Source organism: Deltaproteobacteria bacterium (genome assembly GCA_019308995.1).
GTDB lineage: Bacteria > Desulfobacterota > Desulfarculia > Adiutricales > JAFDHD01 > JAFDHD01.
In genome coordinates this window covers 39,811-59,657 of the sequence record JAFDHD010000006.1, presented here as the reverse complement: position 1 = coordinate 59,657, position 19,847 = coordinate 39,811, and the positions used below count along the sequence as shown (strand labels likewise).

The following is a 19,847-nucleotide window of genomic DNA, read 5'->3' as shown; positions in this document are numbered from 1 at the left end:
TGTCAGCGATCAAAGAGCCGATCGTTATAACATAAAGAAATAAAACAAATTACTCTCCACCCCCATCGCCTGCTCCTGTAAGCGCGGGCGCTATGATTCAATTTTTAATTCTTTCTAGAGTATAAACTTATAGTTTGACTGGCAGCCACTCAGAATTTGGCGCTTAAATAGAAAATGTTTTTATATGGGAGAGGTGTAAATATGAAGAAGATCAATTCATGAGACAATGCGGAAAATTGAATTGAGGAGCGCGAGTTTGATAACGGTCTAAATCGCGTTTCCTGTATGGATGTATGCTGACTTCAAGCAGACCCTCGGACCCGGTATTGAGGCAGAAGCATTCGTCTCCCCTCGGCCAAAAAGTATTCATCCGTCATGCCGGCCACAAAATCCCGGACCACTGCAGCCGAGGGTCGGCCCTCAAAATAGCCTGGAGCCATATTTTGAAGAAATTCTTTAAAAATCGGGCTATTCTCCTGACCGGACTGGAGATCATTTTGAAGGCGTTCAAAAATCAGCCTAAAAAGCGCTTCGATTTTTTCGGCTTCGGTTTTAATGTTTATATTAAAGTAGATTCGCTCGCGGTTGAAATCCTTGAGCTTGACCAGGGCCTGCGCCCGCTCCGGGCTAAAGCCAACAATATTTTCCCTGATGCTGGTCTGAATCAAGTCAGTGACCAGTGTATAGACAATCTTCCCATTGGTGTCACCGAGGACGCGGACGCAATCAGCAGGCAGGTCGGCCCGGCGAATCAACTCCAGTCGAATGGCGTCCTCTATGTCTCGCCCGATATAGCTGATAGTGTCGGCCAGCCGTACTACACACCCCTCAAAAGTCATAGGTGCAAAATCAACCGAAGGATCCTTTATTTTCCCCTCCATGTGGCGATCAAGCTCGTCAAAGGAAAGACTCGGCTCAGGGCCTAAAGACCTAATGTCCACCTCTCCGTCATGAGCCAGGATGCCGTCAAGTACCTGGAGGCTTAAGTTCAAGCCCTGGCCTTTGCGCTCAATCTTTTCCAAGAACTCAACGCTTTGGGCCGCATGAACGAAATGGCCTATGTGATGCCTCTGGCAGAGCCGGGAGAGGTATATCTCGCCGTCATGGCCAAAAGGGGCATGGCCCAGATCGTGCCCCAACGCGATGGCCTCGATCAGGTCCAGATTCAGGCCCAGGTGCCGACCTATGGTTCGGGCGATACGGGAAACGAACTGTACATGAAGAACCCGGTGGGAGATATGGTCGTCTTTGATTAAATAGAAGACCTGAGTTTTATCAATGTACCTTGTAAAAGCCAGGGAGTGCAGGATACGATCAACATCAATGGCATAGTTTTGGCGGTGATCTTGAGCAGCAGTTTTATCCGGGCGTCGTCGAAGCGCTTCACGGCTCAGGCAGGCCCGGGGTGAAAGCGTTCGAGCCTCGTCTTCATCCAATTTATCACGCAACTCTATCAGTTCTGAACCCATACTAGATAAAGATTATAGGACATGATTTCTGGTTTAGCAATAAATCCTGAAAAGAAAAACACGCCAATAAGAAGGATTGCTTGCATCAAGCCTTGCGGTGACTGGCCTGAACGGTTATAATTCCACCTGCAAATTGGAAGCAATTACCAGAAATTACAGCAATTTAAGAAAAATAAATAAAAGCGTTTTAATTTGTCCTCATTCTCCCACCCATTTCAAGGCCCTTAAATGAAAATCGAAATCAACTTGCTGGGGCTTTTGTGGTTCTGAGAATGAACAATCACCAAAATCTTCAGGGAATCAGGAGTTGAAGCAGATTGAACCTAATTGACAGTCACGCACATCTGGACCTGAAAGAATTTGACTCAGACAGAAAGGATGTTCTGAAAAGAGCCAAAGAAGCGGGGCTGGTTCACATCATAACCATTGGCATCAATGTGGAAAGTTCAGCCCGCGCCATAGACCTGGCTGCAAAAAACGACTTCATCTCAGCTACGGTCGGATTCCATCCCCATGACGCCAAGAGCCTCACACCGGCCGGGCTTGACCGGCTTCGAGACCTGGGCCGGTCCGAGCAGGTGGTCGGCTTCGGTGAAATCGGCCTGGATTTTTTCAGAAACCTCTCACCGCACCACCTCCAGGAAAAGGCCTTTGACGATCTTATTCATCTGGGCCTGGAGCTGGATCTGCCTCTGATCATTCATGACCGGGAGGCCCATCAGAAAATCTATAGCCACCTCTCAGCCGTTCGGTCCAGCCTGAAGAGGGGGGTGATTCATTGTTTTTCCGGCGACTACAACCTGGCTCGCCGTTTTCTTGATTTGGGGTTTCACCTGTCCATCCCGGGCACGATCACCTTTCCCAAGGCAGAAACCCTGCGCCGGGTTGTGGCTAAAGTTCCCCTGGAATCTATCCTCCTGGAAACGGACTGCCCCTTTCTGGCCCCGGCGCCCAAACGAGGAAAGCGCAATGAACCGGCCCTGATCAGATTTACTGCCGCCGAACTAGCCCGCATCAAGGGGGTGTCTGTTGAAGAAGTGGCCGCAATCACCACGGCAGCTGTCAGGTCCCTTTTTAAACTCCCCGAACCTCCAAGGTCAGGTTTATGAGCGGTCTCTGTTTAATCCTAGCCTCGAATTCGCCCCGGAGAAGAGAACTCCTGACGCTGGCCGGGATTGATTTCGAGATTCAGCCGAGTGAGGTGGACGAAACAGTCAAGCCCGGCGAGACCCCATCAGCTTATGTGCTCCGCCTGGCTCGAGCCAAAGCAGAATGGTGCGCGGATCATAATCCCGTTTCCTGGATTCTGGGTGCTGACACCATCGTCGTTCTGGATAGTAAGATTATGGGTAAACCAAGGAACAGGGCCGAAGCGGCCAAGATGCTGCAAGGACTTTCCGGCCGACGCCATGAAGTATTAACAGGTTACTGTTTATTAAACAGGAAGCTGAATGAATGCCAGTGCAACTGCGTCCGGACTGAGGTTGAATTCAGGCGGCTCACGTCTTCAGACATCGAGAACTATCTCGATTCCAAGGAACCGATCGGCAAGGCCGGGGCTTATGCCATCCAGGGCCGGGGGGCCGCCCTGGTCAGTACAATCAACGGCTCTTACACCAACGTGGTTGGATTGCCTCTGGCTGAGGTAATCGAACTACTGAGACGATTTGATCTGGCGCCCTAGATTGAGGCTGCGTTAAATCTGTCCTGGCCACGAAAAGCGTTGACAGATAAGGAGATTTTTCTTGGCAGTGGTGAGCGCCTCACTTCGCGGATAATATTTTTTAACTATCCCCTGGAGAGCTGATGTGATAAAATAAAATAAAGGAAAGGAAAAACTTGAACATAGAAGAACTTCTGATATCTTTTTCTGTAACCTGGTTCCAATAGAAACAGTTTGTCTTTAAAATGGCCGGTAGCAACCCATAATGAAAGGTAGAGATTGGAAGTGGAAGGACAACCTACTTTTTCTCCGGGTCTGAGACTTATCGTTGAATTCCCCTCTATTTTCAATAACAAGTTCAACTCACTTTTTAGAGGATTTAAACAAAACCAATACGTTATCATAGACCACCCTATACACAACAGTCTGCCGGTTCAGCTAGATGAAGGCATTGTTTGTATGGTTCGGTTTATAGAAGCCGGGAGAGCGTGCGGGTTTATGTCCGAGGTTTTAGGTTTTGCCAGGCGCCCGTTTCCTTTGGTTTTTCTGAAATATCCTGAGTCAATAGAATCTTCAAACATTAGAAGGGAAGAGCGCTACCCTGTCAGGCTCAATCTAGCCTTTTCCACGGATAAGGAGTCAGACGACAAGAATGAGCGGGTCAAAGGCGAGATACTCAACCTTTCCAGCAGCGGATGCCTGCTTAGTTCACCCAAGTCCTTCTCCGTAGAGACCATTTTATACCTTGTCATCCCTTTCCCTGAGCACGGGCTGGCCGTTGATCTTGAAAGTGAAGTGAAAAATTGTCAAAAAATCGAGGACATATACCACATGGGTCTGAGTTTTTCGGACAGTCTTCAGCCAGTCCATGCAAGGGTTAATGCGTATCTGGAAAATCTGAAACTGCTGCGCGTCAGGGCTTAAGCATGCCAGCCAGAAGATTGAAAAAAATTCAAACCAAAGACCTTAGGGTCGGCATGTTTGTTCACGATGTGAGGCGCAAATGGTTCCACCACCCCTGGCCGCACAAGAGCAAACTCATCAATTCGATTAGTGACATCGAGCAGCTTAAGGAGTTCGGTATCAAGGAAGTCACCATTGACCTGGCCCGCGAGGTCCCAGCAAAAAAGAAAGCTCCTGAAGACGAAGAAAGCGCAAAACAAGATCAAGAAATCAATGAACTCCAGGATCGAATTGGAGATGAGGCAAAAGACCAGCCGGAATCCGTGCCCTTGGAAGTGGAGCTGCCTCGAGCCCGGAAGACTTATTTAGACGCTCTGGAAACCACAAGAGAATTCCTGGCTGATACGCGTGCGGGACGCAAGATCAATGTGGCCAGGGTGCGGGACAATGTTGAAGAAATGATCGAGAGTGCCTTCAGGAACCGAGACGCCTCCCTGGCCCTGATCAAACTGAAAACTTATGATGAATACACCCTGACACATTCACTGAATGTGGGCGTCCTGGCCATCAGCATGGGCTGTCATATAAACTACCCCCGGGGTAAGATCCGCCAGTTAGGGATAGGAGCCATCTTTCACGATTTGGGAAAAACCAAGATACCCTCGAAAATCATCAACAAGAAAAGTCAGTTGACTGAGGAAGAGTTCAAGACCATCAAATTTCATCCGGTAATCGGAGCCCAGATACTTGAAAAAACCCAAGATATCTCCAACCAATCCATCACTATAGCCAGACACCACCACGAGCGAATTGATGGCACCGGCTACCCGGACGGGCTGTCTGGAAATCAGCTTGACCCTTTCATGATCATTTCCGGCATATCAGACGTATATGACGCTCTGTCCAGTGACCGGATTTACCACAGCAGTATACTCCCGCATGAGGCCCTCAAGTCCATCTTCGCCTTAAGGGACATACAGTTCGACCAGCTCTGGATTGAAAGGTTTATCCAGTGTCTAGGCATTTACCCGGCTGGCACCTTAATCAGACTCAATACCGGTGAAGTGGCCGTGGTCTTAGGTGTCAACCGCACCAGCCTGCTCAGACCAAGAGTCAAGCTTCTCTTTGATTCAAAAAGCTTCCCCATACCCGGGCACAAGATCATTGATCTTAATGATAAAAAGCACCTGAATCAGGAGGTTGTTGACGTTCTAGACCCTAAAAGCCTGGGCCTGGACCTTACCAGGTATCTGTGAGAACTGTTCATGAGTTCAGCCGACACAAATATACATGTCTTGGCCGGGGCTGATTGAATACAGAAAGCGCGCCTCCAGGCAGGCTCTTGTCCTAGGGGACATATCCTAGATATCCAAATTCTGCTTCAGGGAAGAAGTGGACAAGCCTAATAAAAAGCTGAAGAAAATTCAAACGAAAGACCTGACAGTGGGCATGTATGTTCATGATGTGGGACGAAAATGGTTTGACCACCCCTGGACCAGAAAAAGTAAACTGGTCGCCTCGATCGAGGATATCCAGCAGCTCATAGAATACGGCATCAAAGAGGTTACCATAGACCTGACCCGCAGCGCCTCCCGCCCGAAGGAAGACGATCGAACCAAAGAGAGTCTGAAAAAATCCCAGAAAAGTAAACAGGTCGAAAACCAAATCCAGAAGGAGCCGGAAGCCCTTCCTGACGTTGTTACTTTTGAAGAAGAACTCCCCCGCGCTCGCGAGACATATCTCACTGCCCTTGAGACGACACGGGAGTTCTTGGCTGACGCCCGGGCCGGACGGGAAATCAATGTGCCCAAGGTTCAGGATAACGTTGAGGATATTATCGAGTCTGCCTTCAGGAACCGGGACGCCTCGCTGGCCCTGATTAAACTGAAAACATATGACGAGTACACCCTGACCCATTCCCTGAATGTGGCCGTGCTGGCCATCGGCATGAGCTGCCACGTAAATTTATCCCGCAGCAAAATTCGTCGGTTAGGCCTGGGGGCCATTCTTCACGACATCGGAAAAACCAAGGTGCCGCTGAAAATCCTGAACAAGCGATCAACATTAACCGAGAAGGAATTCAGGGCCGTGAAGTCCCATACGGTGGTTGGGGCTCATATGCTTGAGAAAACAAAAAAAATCCCCGAGGAGGCCATCTTGGTGGCCCGCCATCATCATGAACGGATTGATGGGTCAGGTTACCCGGATGGTATTTCCGGGGATCAAATTGATGATTTCATTGCCATTACTGGTATGTCAGACGTTTATGATGCTTTAACCAGTGACCGGGTTTACCGCACAAGCATACTGCCGCATGAGGCTCTTAAGGTTATCTTTGCCTTGAGAGACATACAGTTTAACTCTCTGTGGGTGGAAAGATTTACCCAATGCCTTGGCATTTACCCGGCCGGGACCCTGATCAAACTTAACAGTGGTGAGATCGCTGTGGTCATAAACGTCAACCGCGCCACCTTACTCCGGCCCAGAATCAAGATCATCTTTGACTCAAGAGGTCTCCCCCATACCGGGCCAAAGACCATTGATCTCAGTGATAAGAAATATCTGGACCGGGAGGTGGTCGAGGTGCTTGATCCCAAACCTCTGGGGTTGGACCTGTCCATCTATTTCCAATCATAAAGGAACGATATATGACCTCATCCTCAATCAAGGAACGCCTCGCAATGGTGATTGACCGAATCCAGGAGGCCTGCCTTCGGGTCGGCCGGGAGCCGGCAGAGGTTCAACTGGTTGCTGTGACGAAAACCTTGTCCAGCGACACTGTCCGGGCTGGACTTGATGCCGGGCTGAAAGTCTTTGGGGAGAACTACATACAGGAAGCCCGCATAAAGATTGAGGAGATTGGCCCTTCTGCCACCTGGCATTTTATCGGCCATCTCCAGACCAACAAGGCCAAGTATGCGGTCAAGCTCTTTAACATGATCCAAACCGTGGACAGTATAAAACTTGCCAATGAGCTGAACAAACGGGCAAAAAATATAGACCGCCGCATACCCATTCTCGTCCAGGTCAATATCTCTGAGGAGGAATCCAAGTCTGGAGTGGACAAGGCCCACACCGCCGACCTTGTAGCCGAGCTGGACGAGCTACCGAATCTTGAGGTGCGGGGCCTTATGACCATGCCTCCTTTCTTCGACCAGCCGGACAAGGCCAGGCCCTACTTTACGGCATTGAGGAAGCTCAAGGAAAGTATCAGCCCCTCGCTGACCGAGCTGTCCATGGGGATGTCCGGCGACTTTGAGGTCGCTGTCGAGGAAGGCGCGACCATCGTTCGCGTTGGCACGGCCATCTTCGGACCTCGATCATAATCTGTTGAAACATTCCTGTCAGGGACTTAAAGGAGGATATGAAGAACCTTTTTTAAGCAGGGAATTTATTCGATTGTCCCCGCCATCTTTTTCCATCCTTGACCTAAAGACGCCTTTTCCTTATTATTCCAACCTGAAAAAGGAATTAAAAATGAATTTATCTAAAAAAGTTCGAGAATTCAAGGTCGAGGAGTATAGAATTACGGAGAAGCCCTATTACCTCCCAATTGGGGATGAGGTTAAGCTATTTGAGGCGGCCTTTCGTTCAAAGATCCCCGTGCTCCTTAAAGGCCCGACCGGAACGGGAAAGACACGGTTTATTGAATACATGGCCTACACTTTTGGCCATGAGCTTGGCGTCTCGGAAGAAGGCAACGGGCAATCCATTCCACTTATAACAGTGGCCTGCCACGAGGATTTAACAGCGACTGATCTGGTTGGGAAGTTCCTTTTAAAAGGAGATGAAACCATCTGGGTAGATGGACCACTAACCAAAGCAGTCAAGATCGGAGCCATTTGTTATCTCGATGAAATTGTCGAGGCAAGAAAGGACACCACCGTCATCATCCATCCCCTCTCAGATCATCGAAGATTTCTCACAATAGACAAAACCGGAAGAGTTGTCAGGGCCCATGATAACTTCCTGCTCGTGATCTCCTACAATCCAGGATATCAGAGTGTGATCAAGGATTTAAAGCAAAGCACCCGGCAGCGTTTTATGGCGATTGATTTCTATTACCCCTCCCGAACACAGGAGGCCCAGATCATTCAGCATGAAAGTTCAGTCAACAGTGAGATTGCTTACGAACTAGCCAAGGCAGGAGAAAAAATAAGAAACCTGAAGGGACATGCCTTGAACGAAGGGGTCAGTACCCGTCTGCTGATTTATGCCGGGAGGCTGATCAAGGAAGGCATAACGGCCAGGAGGGCTTGCGAGATCGCCATTGCCGCTTCACTGACTGATGAAAGGGAAGTCCAGAAAGCCATTTCAGAAGTCATATCCACAATTTTTCCATAGCGATTTTTTTGGAATGCCCCATTGAAGCTTGATAAAAAATTTTTAAAGGCCTTATTCACAGAAGAAGAGCCATTTGCGGAAAACCAGTGGTTTAACGATTTATCCGGTCATGAAATCATTGACCTGGCCGGGGAACTGTTTGACCGCTCGACTGAAGGGGCTGCCGCCTTCATGAAGACCTCCCCCGCCGTCCTTCCCTTTCTGTCAAGAGAAGAATTTTTACAATGGATGATCCTGGGGCAAAAGACCATGAAGGAACCTGCACAGGCGTCCGGTTTATGCCAGGAATATTTCCGGTCAAGCCCGGCGCTCCTGTCAGCGGGTTCGATTCACTACTTGAAAGGATGGGTGGAGCAGGGTCTGCAAATGACCGAACACTCTCCCTTGACAGCTATTTATTTTTTTCGATCCACACCAGTATTTCTCAAACACGGAGACATCGTTCATCTCAGGTCCTGGGCTGGATATGCCATCCAAATCCTGGCTGCTGGCAAATCAAGCGAAAAGGCTGCAGTCTCCTTTCTGAAATCGAGTGTTGAGATCATCCAATTCATATCGTTCCGGGAACTGAAGGACTGGCATGCTACGGGCCTCAAGCTAGCTCAACATGCGGCCGATCTGGCGTCAACTTATTTCACATTGATACCAGAAGGATTGGATGTCCTATATCCCTCCGAACGTCTCACGGTTTTTCAGCTTGTCTCCATCCTGACCCAAGCCTGCCCAGAAAAGGCGATTGAGTTTTACGAGCGATGTCCAACGGCCCTTCTTACTCTCAGCCCAACCGTTCGGGCTGCGGCCCTCGAAACGACTCGAACGTTGTCCTCGGAACAGCCCGGGGGAATCCCGTCAGCCTTCGATGCTATCGTCTCGAGTATCGCCTCTCTCTCATACCCGGCCCAAGACAAAGTCATGACATATGAAGCAGCCCTAGGAAAAATTTCCATCCAGGCCTCCTGGACCTATTTGAAAAACATCAGCCGCGTCCTTGAGGAAATGCCTGAGGTTTTTCTCGACCATTGGATCGAGAAAGGGCTTTCTTTCCTTCTTCAGGATGAGCAAGCCGGGATCAGCTACTTTACCCTCATATCTCAAGAGTCTTGTCATGAGCTTTTAAGATGGAAGGAAGCCGTTCTTCTTGAAGATCATCGTCGTCTTCTTGCCATTTTCGCCCATGCACTCGCCGGTCAGAAACTGCGTCTTAAAAGCACGGAAGAGCTTGACTCCGATGAAAAGCCCATTGTCAGACATTATCCGACCGGTGATGGTCAAACGATCTACCTTCCACCATTTATCGCCAGCGAGCAGACTCGTAAAGAAAACTTCCGCGAGTACAAAGTAGCCGCGGCTCATCAGGCTGGATATATTGAATTTGGGACCTTTAAATCCGGACTCACCTCTATCCTGACCGTTCTCGAATTCTTTCCCCTAAAAAAACTGGCCGAGGATATTTTCTTTATTTTAGAGGACGGCCGGATTGATCGAATGCTCATGCAGGAATACGCCGGCCTCAGGCAGGAAATCGAGCTGGTTTTTTCAAGAACCATGAGCCGAAGGCCGTTTTTTAAGGACCTTCCTTTTCAGGAGGCCCTTGTTGAGGTCCTATTACGGTTAACCATTGGATGTCTGGATGAAACGGAAATACCACCGGCCGTTTTAAAACACGTCGCTTTTCTCAAGGACACCCTTTCCGGATTCTATGAAAAGGCCCGAGGCGTGTGGGACTGTTTTTTCAAAACTCTTACAATTTACGAATACTTAAGCAGGCTGCCGGCTAGCCGCTCCTATATTCCTTCTGTTCCTCTTTTTTTCCGAGGGAGGCTTGACCCTGAACTTCTGCCCGGTTCAGGCCCCTGGAAGGCCCCTCCTGATGAAATCATAAATGATGGCCTAGATAGTGAAGGCGTTATCCCCATGTCCATGGACGAGCTTAAAGAGTTTCTCAAAACCGTTGATCCTTCGAAATTGAAGTTTCTGGAGGCAAAAGAACCATTTTCCCAAGGGCTTTTCATTACGGACGCTGATGAAATCAGGGCCAAGAGCGCATCAAATGATCAGAATGCGGAAGATTACGATGAGCAGGAACATCCGATTGTTTCAATTTTCAACCGATCAACTGGTCAGGAGGGCCCCTTTTATTACGATGAATGGGATTATCTGGCCAAGGCTTATCGTCCCAGGTGGTGCTGTCTCAGGGAGAGGGTGGTCGAGCCTTTTGAATCCGAACGCATTGACGAGATCTACGCCAATTACAACGACCTTATTCAGAAGGTGAAAAAACAGTTTCAGCGTATCCGGCCAAATGTTATCGAGGTTGTTCGGAGAGTGGAGTGGGGGGATGAGATTGATTTACCGCCAATGATAGAGGCGGTGGTGGATCGCAGGGCCAGCGCCAGCCCCTCGGATAGAATCTTTTCCAGAAGAGATAAAAAGATCAGGAAGATATCAACCCTGCTCCTGATAGACATGAGCGCCTCGACAGACGAGCTGGTGCCTTATATAGAAAAATATAGTAACTCGGGGACTGAGTTGGCCCGGGAGCCCGCCTTGCATAAAATGGCGAGCAAAGACAAGAAGATTATAGATATCGAAATAGAGAGCCTGGTGGTCATTATGGAGGCCCTTAACGCCCTTGACGATGATTACGCCATTTTCGGGTTCTCAGGCTATGGAAGAGAATGTGTTGATTTTTATCGAATCAAGGATTTTTCAGATTCCTATACAGAAACAATGAAGAAACGAATCGGCGGCATCCAGCCCAAACAAAGCACCCGTATGGGGCCGGCCATTCGACATGCCATTGAAAAGCTGAAGCCGATTGAGTCGGACCAGCGCCTCCTTATCCTTCTGAGTGACGGATTTCCCCAGGATCATGATTACGGTGAGGACAGGCGTTCAAACGAATACGGCCTCCATGACACCATGCTGGCCCTGCTCGAGGCTAAAAAAAAAGGCATCCAGCCGTTCTGCATTACGGTTGATCAAAGCGGAAACGACTACCTCAGAAAGATGTGCGATCCCAGGAGCTATCTTGTCATCCAGGACATTCACTCTCTCCCGGAAATCTTACCCAGGGTGATCGAATCGCTCATGATGTAATTCCCTGCCATCCTGATGCAATTAAACACATGCGCTACCATTGATTATAATGAATGCGGTCCTCCCTGAAACGATCCTCCGGCCCAGGGGATTCAGCCGGATAACCCAAAAGGACCAGAGCCAAGGGAACGACATGCTGGGGCAGGTTGAGCAGCCGCTGGAAGCCTTGAACACGGTCTTCTCCGGGATAGACCCCGGTCCAGACCGCACCCAGACCCTTGGCATGAGCGGCCAGGAGGAGGTTCTGGGTGAGCGCGGAACAATCCAGAGGCCAGTAACCCCCATACATATCCAGGTGCAGATCACCGCAAACCATTATCCCCATGGGGGCCTTTCTGGCGATAGCGGCATAAGGGTTAATCTCAGGGATTTTATCCAATAGCTGCCGGTCGGTGATCATGACCAGCTGCCAGGGTTGCCTGTTGACCGCTGATGGCGCATACATGGCCGCTCCTAGAATCTCCCTGACCAGATTGTCCGGCACCGGTCTGTCTTTCCAGGACCGAATGCTTCTCCTGGTCTTGATGGCCTCGATAGTGTCCATTTTTAATACCTGCTATATGAATATTTTAAAACTAAAGCTTAAGGTAAGGAGCATGTTAGCTTCGGCAAGATAGGTTGTCATTTCTGCTCACGAGTCTGACGGACGTACTCAAACATAGCCAAGGCCCCGGCCACGGCGGCGTTAAGTGATGAGACCTGACCTCGAAGCGGAATGGAGACCAGGCAGTCGCAGGATTTAGCGACCAGGCGTCTGAGCCCCTTGCCTTCGCCTCCCACGACCAGGGCCAGTCTTTGACTCAGATCCTGATCATACAGGCTGGCTTCAGCGTCTTGATGAGCCCCGAGCACCCAGAACCCTTCTTGCTTGAGTTCCTCGATAACCCGCACCAGATTAACCACCCGGGCGACAGCAACATGCTCCGCCGCCCCGGCTGAAGCCTTCAGGGTCACGGCCGTGATTGGAGCGGCCCTTTCCCGTGGCAGAATCACTCCGGCTGAGCCAGCGGCTTCGGCCGATCTGAGCAGTGATCCCAGATTCATTGGGTCCTGAATCCCGTCCAAGATCAAAACCAGGGAGCGCGGACCTTTAGCCCTATCCAGTATCTGTTCCAAAGAAAAGTAGCGGTAAACGCCAATCCGGGCCACCACCCCTTGATGGCCTCGGTCGTCGTAAATTTGATCCAATCGGGACCTCTCCACGCGGGTTACTTTAATTCCCGCGGCCCGAGCCGCTTTGAAAAGTTCTAGTAAAGCCGGCCTCAAGCGGCCCTGACTCATGTAGATTCTTTCGAATGAATCGGCGCGGGCACGTAAAGCCTCCAGGACCGAATTCAGGCCGCCGATGATTTCCGACATGTTATTTCACCATTAAAGCTGAAGAGACCGATGCAAAACCCTTCCAGCTTTTTCCGCAATCTCTTCAGGGGAAAAACTATAAAAACTTCGCCGGAGTTATTTCGAATCCTGAAAGAAACGTCTCCAGAATTGATCATCTTTTGGAAGGTGAAGACGTTCGGCCCGAACTAACATGATCAAGTCTTCTACGGCCCGGTCAACCTCATCGTTTATAACCAGATAATCATACATCTGATGGGCTTCGATTTCGGTTCGGGCCTGGCTAAGCCTTTTGTCCTGTTCAGCCTCGTCCTCCGTGCCGCGAAGCTCAAGCCGGTGAGCCAGCTCCTGAAAAGTCGGCGGCAGGATAAAAATAAAAACCGCCTCCGGAAAGGCGGCCTTGATCTGCCTGGCCCCGACTATCTCGATGTCCACCAGGACGTCCCGCCCGTTTTTAAGTTGTTGGAGGACCTTTTGCCGGCCGGTGCCATAGTAATGTCCGTAAACTTCAGCCCATTCTAAGAACTCCCCTGCTTCAATCATGGCCTCAAAGCGGGAGCGGTCACAAAAAAAATAATCAACGCCTTCTTTTTCTCCGGGACGCGGCTTTCGTGTGGTGTACGAGACGGAGTAAAAAAGATCAGGGACCTGTTCGACCAGTCGGCGGCAGATAGTTGTCTTACCAGCGCCCGAAGGCGCTGATACGACCATCAGTCGAGGCATGCTTGTGAGCTATTCCTTGGATTGTCCGTCACCGGCAAAACGCTGGGCAATCGTATCCGCCTGGACGGCAGAAAGGACGATGTGATTACTGTCCGTAACGATTATTGACCTGGTTCGTCGGCCATGAGTCGCGTCAACCAGGCGCTGATGCTCCCTGGCTTCGTCCTTAAGCCGTTTCATTGGCGCTGAATTCGACGGAACTATGGCCACAATTCGATCGGAATCAATGGAATTACCAAATCCGATATCGGTTAATTTTGCATTCATAATCTTCTCTTTCGGGACCGCAGAGAGAATGATGTGATAACTGTCCGTAACGATTATTGACCTGGTTCGTCGGCCATGAGTCGCGTCAACCAGGCGCTGATGCTCCCTGGCTTCGTCCTTGAGCCGTTTCATCGGCGCCGAACTCGGTGAAACAATGGCCACAATCCGATCAGAAACGATGGAATTGCCAAATCCGATATTGATCAATTTCCCGCTCATAGCCCTCTCTCTGTTTTATTCTAGATTCTGAACCTGTTCTCTGAATTTCTCGAGTTCACTTTTGATTTCAATGGCCCCGCTGGTAACGGCCACGTCCCCGGCTTTTGAAGTAATGGTGTTAACCTCACGATTCATTTCCTGAAGAAGAAATTCCAAACGCCGACCGACAACTCCCCCATGGCTGAGATATGATCGAAACTGATCGAGGTGACTCCTGAGACGAACCATCTCCTCAGTAATATCGCTCCTTTCAGCGAGATAGGCCACCTCTTGCAAAAGACGCGCCTCGTCAAGTCCAAGCCCGTTGGTCAGAGCCTTCACCCTCTCTTCCAGGCGGGCCTTGGTCTCAAGAAGCAGGGACTCCCGGCGGAGATCAATCTCACCAAGGTGCAATGAAATCACATCCAGGCGCTCTTTAAAATCGGCAGCAATTGCCTCCCCCTCGGCAGAACGCATCTGAATCAGGTGGTCAAGGGCTTCATTGAGTACAGGAACCAACCCGGCCATGAAAGCGTCAAGATCAATCTCCTCTTCCTGCCAAACGATGATATCACCCAAATCCATAAAATGCGCCAACTGGATTTCGTCAGCCAGACCTATTTCTTCTTTGAGCTGAAGCAGCAAATCGTGGTAAACCCGCGCCAGGTCCATGTCGAGCTTTAGATTCTGTCTTTTTGACGAGGACTCGTCAACCTGAACCCGAACCTCCACCCGGCCCCGGTTTACGCGGTTGGCGACAATCTTTTTGATCTGATCCTCCAGTGAGGCGTGAAGCTTGGGAACGCGAGTGATTATATCACGAAAACGGTTATTGACCGAGCGTATTTCTATGGTCACATCACGATCCAGAATCCTGCCTCTAGCTTGACCAAAAGCGGTCATGCTCAAAATCATTTGCGCTCCTTTGCCTCAGGCGGAAGCTGATCCAGGTACTTCCTTCTTATGTCTTGCATTACCGTGCGCACCGCTTCAGAAGCATAGTCAGGATAAGTCCAAGGCAGTGGCCTGAATTCACCTTGCTGGAAAATCAGGGTCAGGTCCGCCCAGACGCCCCGGCCGAGGTAAATGCGATGAACATTATTTTTACCGGTGGCTAAGACCAGCCTTTCGATTGAGATATATCCAGGATCAATGTTCACCTGGCGCCTGGCCATATCATCGGAAAATCTGGCCTCAAGCTCAACGGTCCAAATTTTTAAATCAACCAGGTCATTTGGGTCTATCAATTTTTCCGCTGAAAAAAATCTCTTTCTGAGCGGCCCACCCATCTCCTCCTGATAGTAAGTTGTCTGGTCAAAGGGAAATTCCTGACTGATAAAGTCAATCCGGCCAATCTCGCTTTCAAGCATCCGGCTCGCTTCCACCATGGCTCTGCGGCTCGCCGAAAACATAGCGACCATGGGCTTAACCGGCGCCGGGTCTTTAAGCTGGCTCACCTGTGACCTACCGACCGATGGAAGTATAAGCAAAGCCCAGTTCACGCATCCTGACCGGCTCGTAGATATTACGGAGATCAACCACGGTATTCTTTTTGAGCAGGCCTTTAATCCTTTCCCAGTCAAGGTTGCGAAACTGATTCCACTCCGTGGCGATGACCAGGAGGTCGGCCCCGCTCATGGTCTCATAGGCGTCATCCGTGTACTCAACCTCGGGCATAAACTGCCGGGCGTCTGGGATACCAGCCGGATCAAAGGCCTTGACCCTCGCTCCCTTCTCAATCAGCTTCTGAATGATAAAGACAGCCGGGGCTTCACGAATATCATCGGTATTCGGCTTGAAGGTCAGACCCAAAAAGGCAATATGACAGCCGGCAAGGCCCCCTGCGGCCATCTCGATCTTTTCTACCATGCGCTCCCACTGGCTCTGATTCACCTCGATAACGGCGTTTACGATCTTCAGGTCGTACCCTTTTGATCGAGCCAGATGGGCAAAGGCGCGGGTATCCTTTGGAAAACAAGAACCTCCATAACCTGGACCCGGGTGGAGAAATTTCGGCCCGATGCGATTGTCCAGGCCCATGGCCTTGGCCACCTGGCGCACGTCTCCTCCGACCAATTCACAAAGATTGGCTATCTCATTGATGAAGGAAATCTTGGTCGCTAAAAAGGCGTTGGCCGCATACTTGATCAGCTCCGCGGTCTCGATAGTCGTCAAAACAAAGGGGGTTTCAATCAAATATAACGGCCGGTAAAGGTCCTTGACAATGGCCAAGGCCTGCTCTCTTTTGGCGCCAAGCACGACTCGATTGGGCCGCATGAAGTCCTCGATGGCCGAGCCCTCACGGAGGAACTCCGGATTGGAAACGACATCAAAGGAATGCTCTTCGACCTGGTTCTCTTTAATGATGTCCTCGATCATCTGACAGGTGCCGACAGGGACAGTGCTCTTGGTTACGATCACCTTGTAATCGTTCATGTTCTGGCCTAGCTGGGCGGCAACCTCCCTGACGCTTTCCAGGTCCACCTCCCCTGTAGCGGTGGATGGAGTGCCCACAGTAATGAAAATAACCAGGGATTGCTGAACTCCTGATTTAATATCAGTCGTAAAAGTCAACCGGCCTTCACGAAGGTTCTTGTTTAAAAGCTCCTCAAGGCCGGGCTCATAAATTGGCACCCGACCAGCTTTTAGATCGCTGATCCTGGACTTATCCTTGTCCTGGCAAATAACATTCAATCCGAACTCAGCAAAGCAAGTTCCGGTAACCAATCCCACGTAGCCTGAACCTATTACACAGATATTCATTCAATGCCCTCAAGATTTTCATTCAGGATTTCTAAAAAATAGAATCAAAAAATATCCCCTCAAAGTCGAAAAGTCAACAATAGACAGCACTGCCTGTATTTGAAGTCAGATAAGGGTATTACGTGTTCCAATAAATCTCTTTTTTTATGGATTGGTTCATGGCGGCCTCAGAGGCGACTAGTTACTCGATATTTATAACCGCCGCCTTAAGTTCCTCGGCTGTAACTGCAGCCGTCCCAATCTTACCAACCACTATGCCTGCGGCGAAATTGGACAAGGCGGCCGCTTCCTGAAAGGACAACCCGGCAGCCAAACCCAGGGTTAATGCGGCAATAACCGTGTCACCAGCTCCGGAAACGTCAAAGACGTCCCTGGCTACGACCGGGATATGCACCGGGGAGAGGTCTCTTTCAAAAAGAGCCATTCCCTGCTCGCCCCGGGTGATAAGCACTGAGGCCAGGTTAAGCCCATCCATGAGCATGTTGCCTGCCTGTTCGAGACTTTCTTCCGAATCAATTTTAACCCCCACGCCCGCTCCGGCTTCATAGTGGTTAGGGGTTATGGCTGTAACATTTCGGTAAAACAAAAAATGGTTGATCTGGGGGTCAACGGTGATGATAACATTCTGCCCTTCAAGGGATTGCCGAACTCCGTCCATCAATTCGAGTGAGATCACACCTTTTCCATAGTCAGAGATGATGACCGCGTCCAGAGAATCAGCCAGCTCATTAAGGAAATTAAGGATTTTTTCGGTCATTTTCGATTTTAAAGAATCCTTTTTTTCGCGGTCAAAACGAACCACCTGCTGTGCCTGAGCCACGATACGGGTCTTGATGGTAGTCGGCCGGTTTTCATCAATAAAGATACCATCAGGGCTGCTGCCTAGATCTTGAAGCATACTGATGATTCTGCGGCCCATCCTGTCCGGCCCGACCACGCCTGCAAGCATGGCCTGCCCTCCCACGGAAACGACATTATTGATCACATTACCCGCTCCGCCCAAAACCCTAGTTTCACGCGTCACATTCACCACCGGGACTGGGGCCTCCGGGGATATCCGTTCGACCGTGCCCCAGATGAACTCATCCATCATGACATCTCCGATGATCAGGATCTTGACCTCAGAAAAGCGATCAATGGCCTCAACAAGCTTAGAAGTATCAAACATTGAATTCATCTTCCCACCTTTATACTCGATTCTTTAGGTAATATCCACCAGGAATCCCTTTGAGTTCCTTGCACCTCGAAGGTCAATAATTTATAAACAGGCTGATCCGCCTTGGCGATTGCAGGCAAGATGTCTGTATCTGGCCAGGATAATAGATAATCCCGGACGATTATTTATTTCAACAACTCCTCAGGGTATCAGCAAGCATTTTCCCTGCTAGAGGAATAGAAAAATAGTTTTCAACTTTCTGGCGCGAATAATATCCCATTTTTTTCCTCAGGTCTTTATTTAATATGAGAATTTTCAAAAAATTGTAAAATTCATCTTTAGTCGGCGCCACAAATCCCTCCTTGTCATGTTCAACAATTTCCTTATTGATACCGACATCGGAGACAATGGGTGGCACTCCTGCCGCCATGTATTGTAAGGCCTTATATCCACATTTTCCTTCAGCGTGTTTGTTACCTGGTAAAGGCATTACGCCTATATCGAAAAAAGCTATCTCTTTTTCCTGTGTCTCAAGTCTCCAGGGGATATGAAGCACTTCTACTGAAGGGATATCTATCTTTTTACTGCTGAGAATTCTTATTTGAATTTTAAATTCTTGAGAGAGCTTCTGGAAAACCGGAGCTAATTCACTAAGGTGGTGCAAATTCACTTCGCCGCCGACCCATCCAATAACAATCTTATCATGAGAAACTTCATGGTCTTTGGATGGGACATCCCTAATCTCCACACTGGATGGTATGACAACCACGTTCTTGTTAAACTGGCTGGCATATTCAGATAATATTCTGTTGCCTGCGATTACTATATCTGCATTCTTTACAATGTATTTAAATTTGATATATCTTGTCCTGCTAATAAGAGATTCACTCAGATCATGTCTGTAATAAATAGCATCGTCAAAATCAAAGAACAGTTTCCTGGAAAATATTTTAAGACCTATTACATCAAATGGTGATGGTAATTTTTTCTGTACATAAACAATATCAAACTGCCTGCATTCTTTTAACATCCTCATTTTATCAAGGCTTTTTTTTGGATACTTAGTTGTCTCCGTTTGAATGCCTTGTTTTTTCAATTCAGGCAGGAGGTTCACAACCCTGACGCGGCTGCTCGGCATCTTCTCATCCTGAATTAGAAACAGAACTTTTTTATTCATCTTTGATCTTAAGGAAAGTATTTTTTACAAATGCTCTGATAATTTCTGCCTTGTTAGCCGCTGTTTAGATAACAAATATAGTTGATTTATTAAAACGTTTCCATTATCTATATTTTTATCAAATAACCTTTGGGGTTAAAAGTCAAATAGAACTTCTCTCTGTTTTTATCCGCCACAAACTCCCTATTTTCCTTCAGGAATTCTTCAACTGCCTCCATCGGGCCCGGACCGAATTCTGGATAGACCGGATGATTATTTATATTTGTATCTTCCACGATTAGATAATTCCCTTTGGTTAACAATTTATGGTAGATTCTTATCTCATTTAGCACGTGTTCTTTATGATGATCCGAATCCAGAATCACCATCACTTTATCCTTATCGCTTATTAAGCCTTTGACTTGTGATACAATTTCCTTTGATATAGATGAGCCCAGGAGATAGACTATTCTTTCATGCTGAGGTCTGTCTTTTCGATCTTCAATATCTATCGTAATAACCTTCCCATTATTTACCAAGTCACACATGGAAGCCAGAAACAAAGCACTCCCTCCAGAGGCGGTTCCAGATTCAATTATTACATCCGGTCTCTTCTCAAAAATAATTTCTTGGTAAATCCAGAGATCCAGCGGACACTTCAGTATTGGAACACCGAGCCAAAATGTGTCAACCCAGGTTTTCCTTAACTTCCCGGCGTCATAGTAAAGCCTATGAAACTGATCTATAATACCAGCCACTGAGTCAGGA

19 protein-coding genes are annotated in these 19,847 nt (G+C 48.8%); 8 read left to right on the top strand and 11 right to left on the bottom strand.

Annotated features, from left to right (window positions below):
- Nucleotides 1-302 precede the first annotated feature (302 nt).
- Nucleotides 303-1,469: an HD domain-containing protein gene (locus JRI95_02450; GenBank protein ID MBW2060403.1), complete on the bottom strand. Its 1,167-nt coding sequence runs from the start codon at nucleotides 1,467-1,469 to the stop codon at nucleotides 303-305.
- Nucleotides 1,470-1,786: 317 nt separating this feature from the next.
- Here JRI95_02450 and JRI95_02445 point away from each other — a divergent pair, with 317 nt between their 5' ends.
- The 8 genes from JRI95_02445 (at nucleotide 1,787) to JRI95_02410 (ending at nucleotide 11,478) form a co-directional block, all read left to right on the top strand.
- Nucleotides 1,787-2,578 carry a TatD family hydrolase gene (locus JRI95_02445; GenBank protein ID MBW2060402.1) on the top strand — a complete coding sequence of 264 codons (792 nt, stop codon included), beginning with the start codon at nucleotides 1,787-1,789 and terminating at the stop codon, nucleotides 2,576-2,578.
- On the top strand, nucleotides 2,575-3,153 hold the full coding sequence (maf, locus tag JRI95_02440; GenBank protein MBW2060401.1) for a septum formation inhibitor Maf: 579 nt from the start codon (nucleotides 2,575-2,577) through the stop codon (nucleotides 3,151-3,153). Before JRI95_02445 ends, maf begins: the two co-directional genes overlap by 4 nt.
- A gap of 264 nt (nucleotides 3,154-3,417) precedes the next feature.
- Nucleotides 3,418-4,056 (top strand): flagellar brake protein, encoded by a 639-nt coding sequence (locus tag JRI95_02435; protein ID MBW2060400.1) that lies wholly within the window; start codon nucleotides 3,418-3,420, stop codon nucleotides 4,054-4,056.
- A gap of 2 nt (nucleotides 4,057-4,058) precedes the next feature.
- Nucleotides 4,059-5,291 carry an HD-GYP domain-containing protein gene (locus tag JRI95_02430; protein MBW2060399.1) on the top strand — a complete coding sequence of 411 codons (1,233 nt, stop codon included), beginning with the start codon at nucleotides 4,059-4,061 and terminating at the stop codon, nucleotides 5,289-5,291.
- Between the two features lie 136 nt (nucleotides 5,292-5,427).
- On the top strand, nucleotides 5,428-6,672 hold the full coding sequence (locus JRI95_02425; GenBank protein MBW2060398.1) for an HD-GYP domain-containing protein: 1,245 nt from the start codon (nucleotides 5,428-5,430) through the stop codon (nucleotides 6,670-6,672).
- Nucleotides 6,673-6,683: 11 nt separating this feature from the next.
- On the top strand, nucleotides 6,684-7,361 hold the full coding sequence (locus JRI95_02420) for a YggS family pyridoxal phosphate-dependent enzyme (GenBank protein ID MBW2060397.1): 678 nt from the start codon (nucleotides 6,684-6,686) through the stop codon (nucleotides 7,359-7,361).
- Between the two features lie 151 nt (nucleotides 7,362-7,512).
- Nucleotides 7,513-8,379, top strand: coding sequence for a CbbQ/NirQ/NorQ/GpvN family protein (locus JRI95_02415; GenBank protein MBW2060396.1), 867 nt, complete (start codon nucleotides 7,513-7,515; stop codon nucleotides 8,377-8,379).
- A 21-nt stretch (nucleotides 8,380-8,400) separates the two neighbouring features.
- Entirely contained in the window at nucleotides 8,401-11,478 is a 3,078-nt protein-coding gene (locus JRI95_02410) for a VWA domain-containing protein (protein MBW2060395.1), read from the top strand.
- Nucleotides 11,479-11,512: 34 nt separating this feature from the next.
- Here JRI95_02410 and JRI95_02405 read toward each other — a convergent pair whose 3' ends face one another.
- The 10 genes from JRI95_02405 to JRI95_02360 all read right to left on the bottom strand — a co-directional run bounded on the left by JRI95_02405 (nucleotide 11,513) and on the right by JRI95_02360 (nucleotide 19,837).
- Nucleotides 11,513-12,022, bottom strand: a complete 510-nt coding sequence (locus JRI95_02405) for a nitroreductase family protein (protein ID MBW2060394.1) — start codon at nucleotides 12,020-12,022, stop codon at nucleotides 11,513-11,515.
- Between the two features lie 77 nt (nucleotides 12,023-12,099).
- Complete coding sequence (gene rlmB, locus JRI95_02400) at nucleotides 12,100-12,837, bottom strand: 23S rRNA (guanosine(2251)-2'-O)-methyltransferase RlmB (protein MBW2060393.1); 738 nt, start codon at nucleotides 12,835-12,837, stop codon at nucleotides 12,100-12,102.
- 96 nt (nucleotides 12,838-12,933) lie between these two features.
- The gene (gene gmk / locus JRI95_02395) at nucleotides 12,934-13,539 is read right to left on the bottom strand and encodes a guanylate kinase (protein MBW2060392.1); all 606 of its coding nucleotides are present in this window, start codon (nucleotides 13,537-13,539) and stop codon (nucleotides 12,934-12,936) included.
- A gap of 9 nt (nucleotides 13,540-13,548) precedes the next feature.
- Complete coding sequence (locus tag JRI95_02390) at nucleotides 13,549-14,025, bottom strand: DUF370 domain-containing protein (protein MBW2060391.1); 477 nt, start codon at nucleotides 14,023-14,025, stop codon at nucleotides 13,549-13,551.
- 15 nt (nucleotides 14,026-14,040) lie between these two features.
- Nucleotides 14,041-14,919 carry a YicC family protein gene (locus tag JRI95_02385; GenBank protein MBW2060390.1) on the bottom strand — a complete coding sequence of 293 codons (879 nt, stop codon included), beginning with the start codon at nucleotides 14,917-14,919 and terminating at the stop codon, nucleotides 14,041-14,043.
- Nucleotides 14,916-15,461, bottom strand: coding sequence for a DUF4416 family protein (locus tag JRI95_02380; protein ID MBW2060389.1), 546 nt, complete (start codon nucleotides 15,459-15,461; stop codon nucleotides 14,916-14,918). Before JRI95_02380 ends, JRI95_02385 begins: the two co-directional genes overlap by 4 nt.
- 7 nt (nucleotides 15,462-15,468) lie before the next feature.
- Nucleotides 15,469-16,767: a UDP-glucose/GDP-mannose dehydrogenase family protein gene (locus tag JRI95_02375; protein MBW2060388.1), complete on the bottom strand. Its 1,299-nt coding sequence runs from the start codon at nucleotides 16,765-16,767 to the stop codon at nucleotides 15,469-15,471.
- Between the two features lie 181 nt (nucleotides 16,768-16,948).
- Nucleotides 16,949-17,944 (bottom strand): D-glycero-beta-D-manno-heptose-7-phosphate kinase, encoded by a 996-nt coding sequence (gene rfaE1, locus JRI95_02370; GenBank protein ID MBW2060387.1) that lies wholly within the window; start codon nucleotides 17,942-17,944, stop codon nucleotides 16,949-16,951.
- Nucleotides 17,945-18,113: 169 nt separating this feature from the next.
- Complete coding sequence (locus tag JRI95_02365; protein ID MBW2060386.1) at nucleotides 18,114-19,100, bottom strand: glycosyltransferase family 4 protein; 987 nt, start codon at nucleotides 19,098-19,100, stop codon at nucleotides 18,114-18,116.
- Nucleotides 19,101-19,207: 107 nt separating this feature from the next.
- The gene (locus tag JRI95_02360) at nucleotides 19,208-19,837 is read right to left on the bottom strand and encodes a class I SAM-dependent methyltransferase (GenBank protein MBW2060385.1); all 630 of its coding nucleotides are present in this window, start codon (nucleotides 19,835-19,837) and stop codon (nucleotides 19,208-19,210) included.
- Nucleotides 19,838-19,847 lie beyond the last annotated feature (10 nt).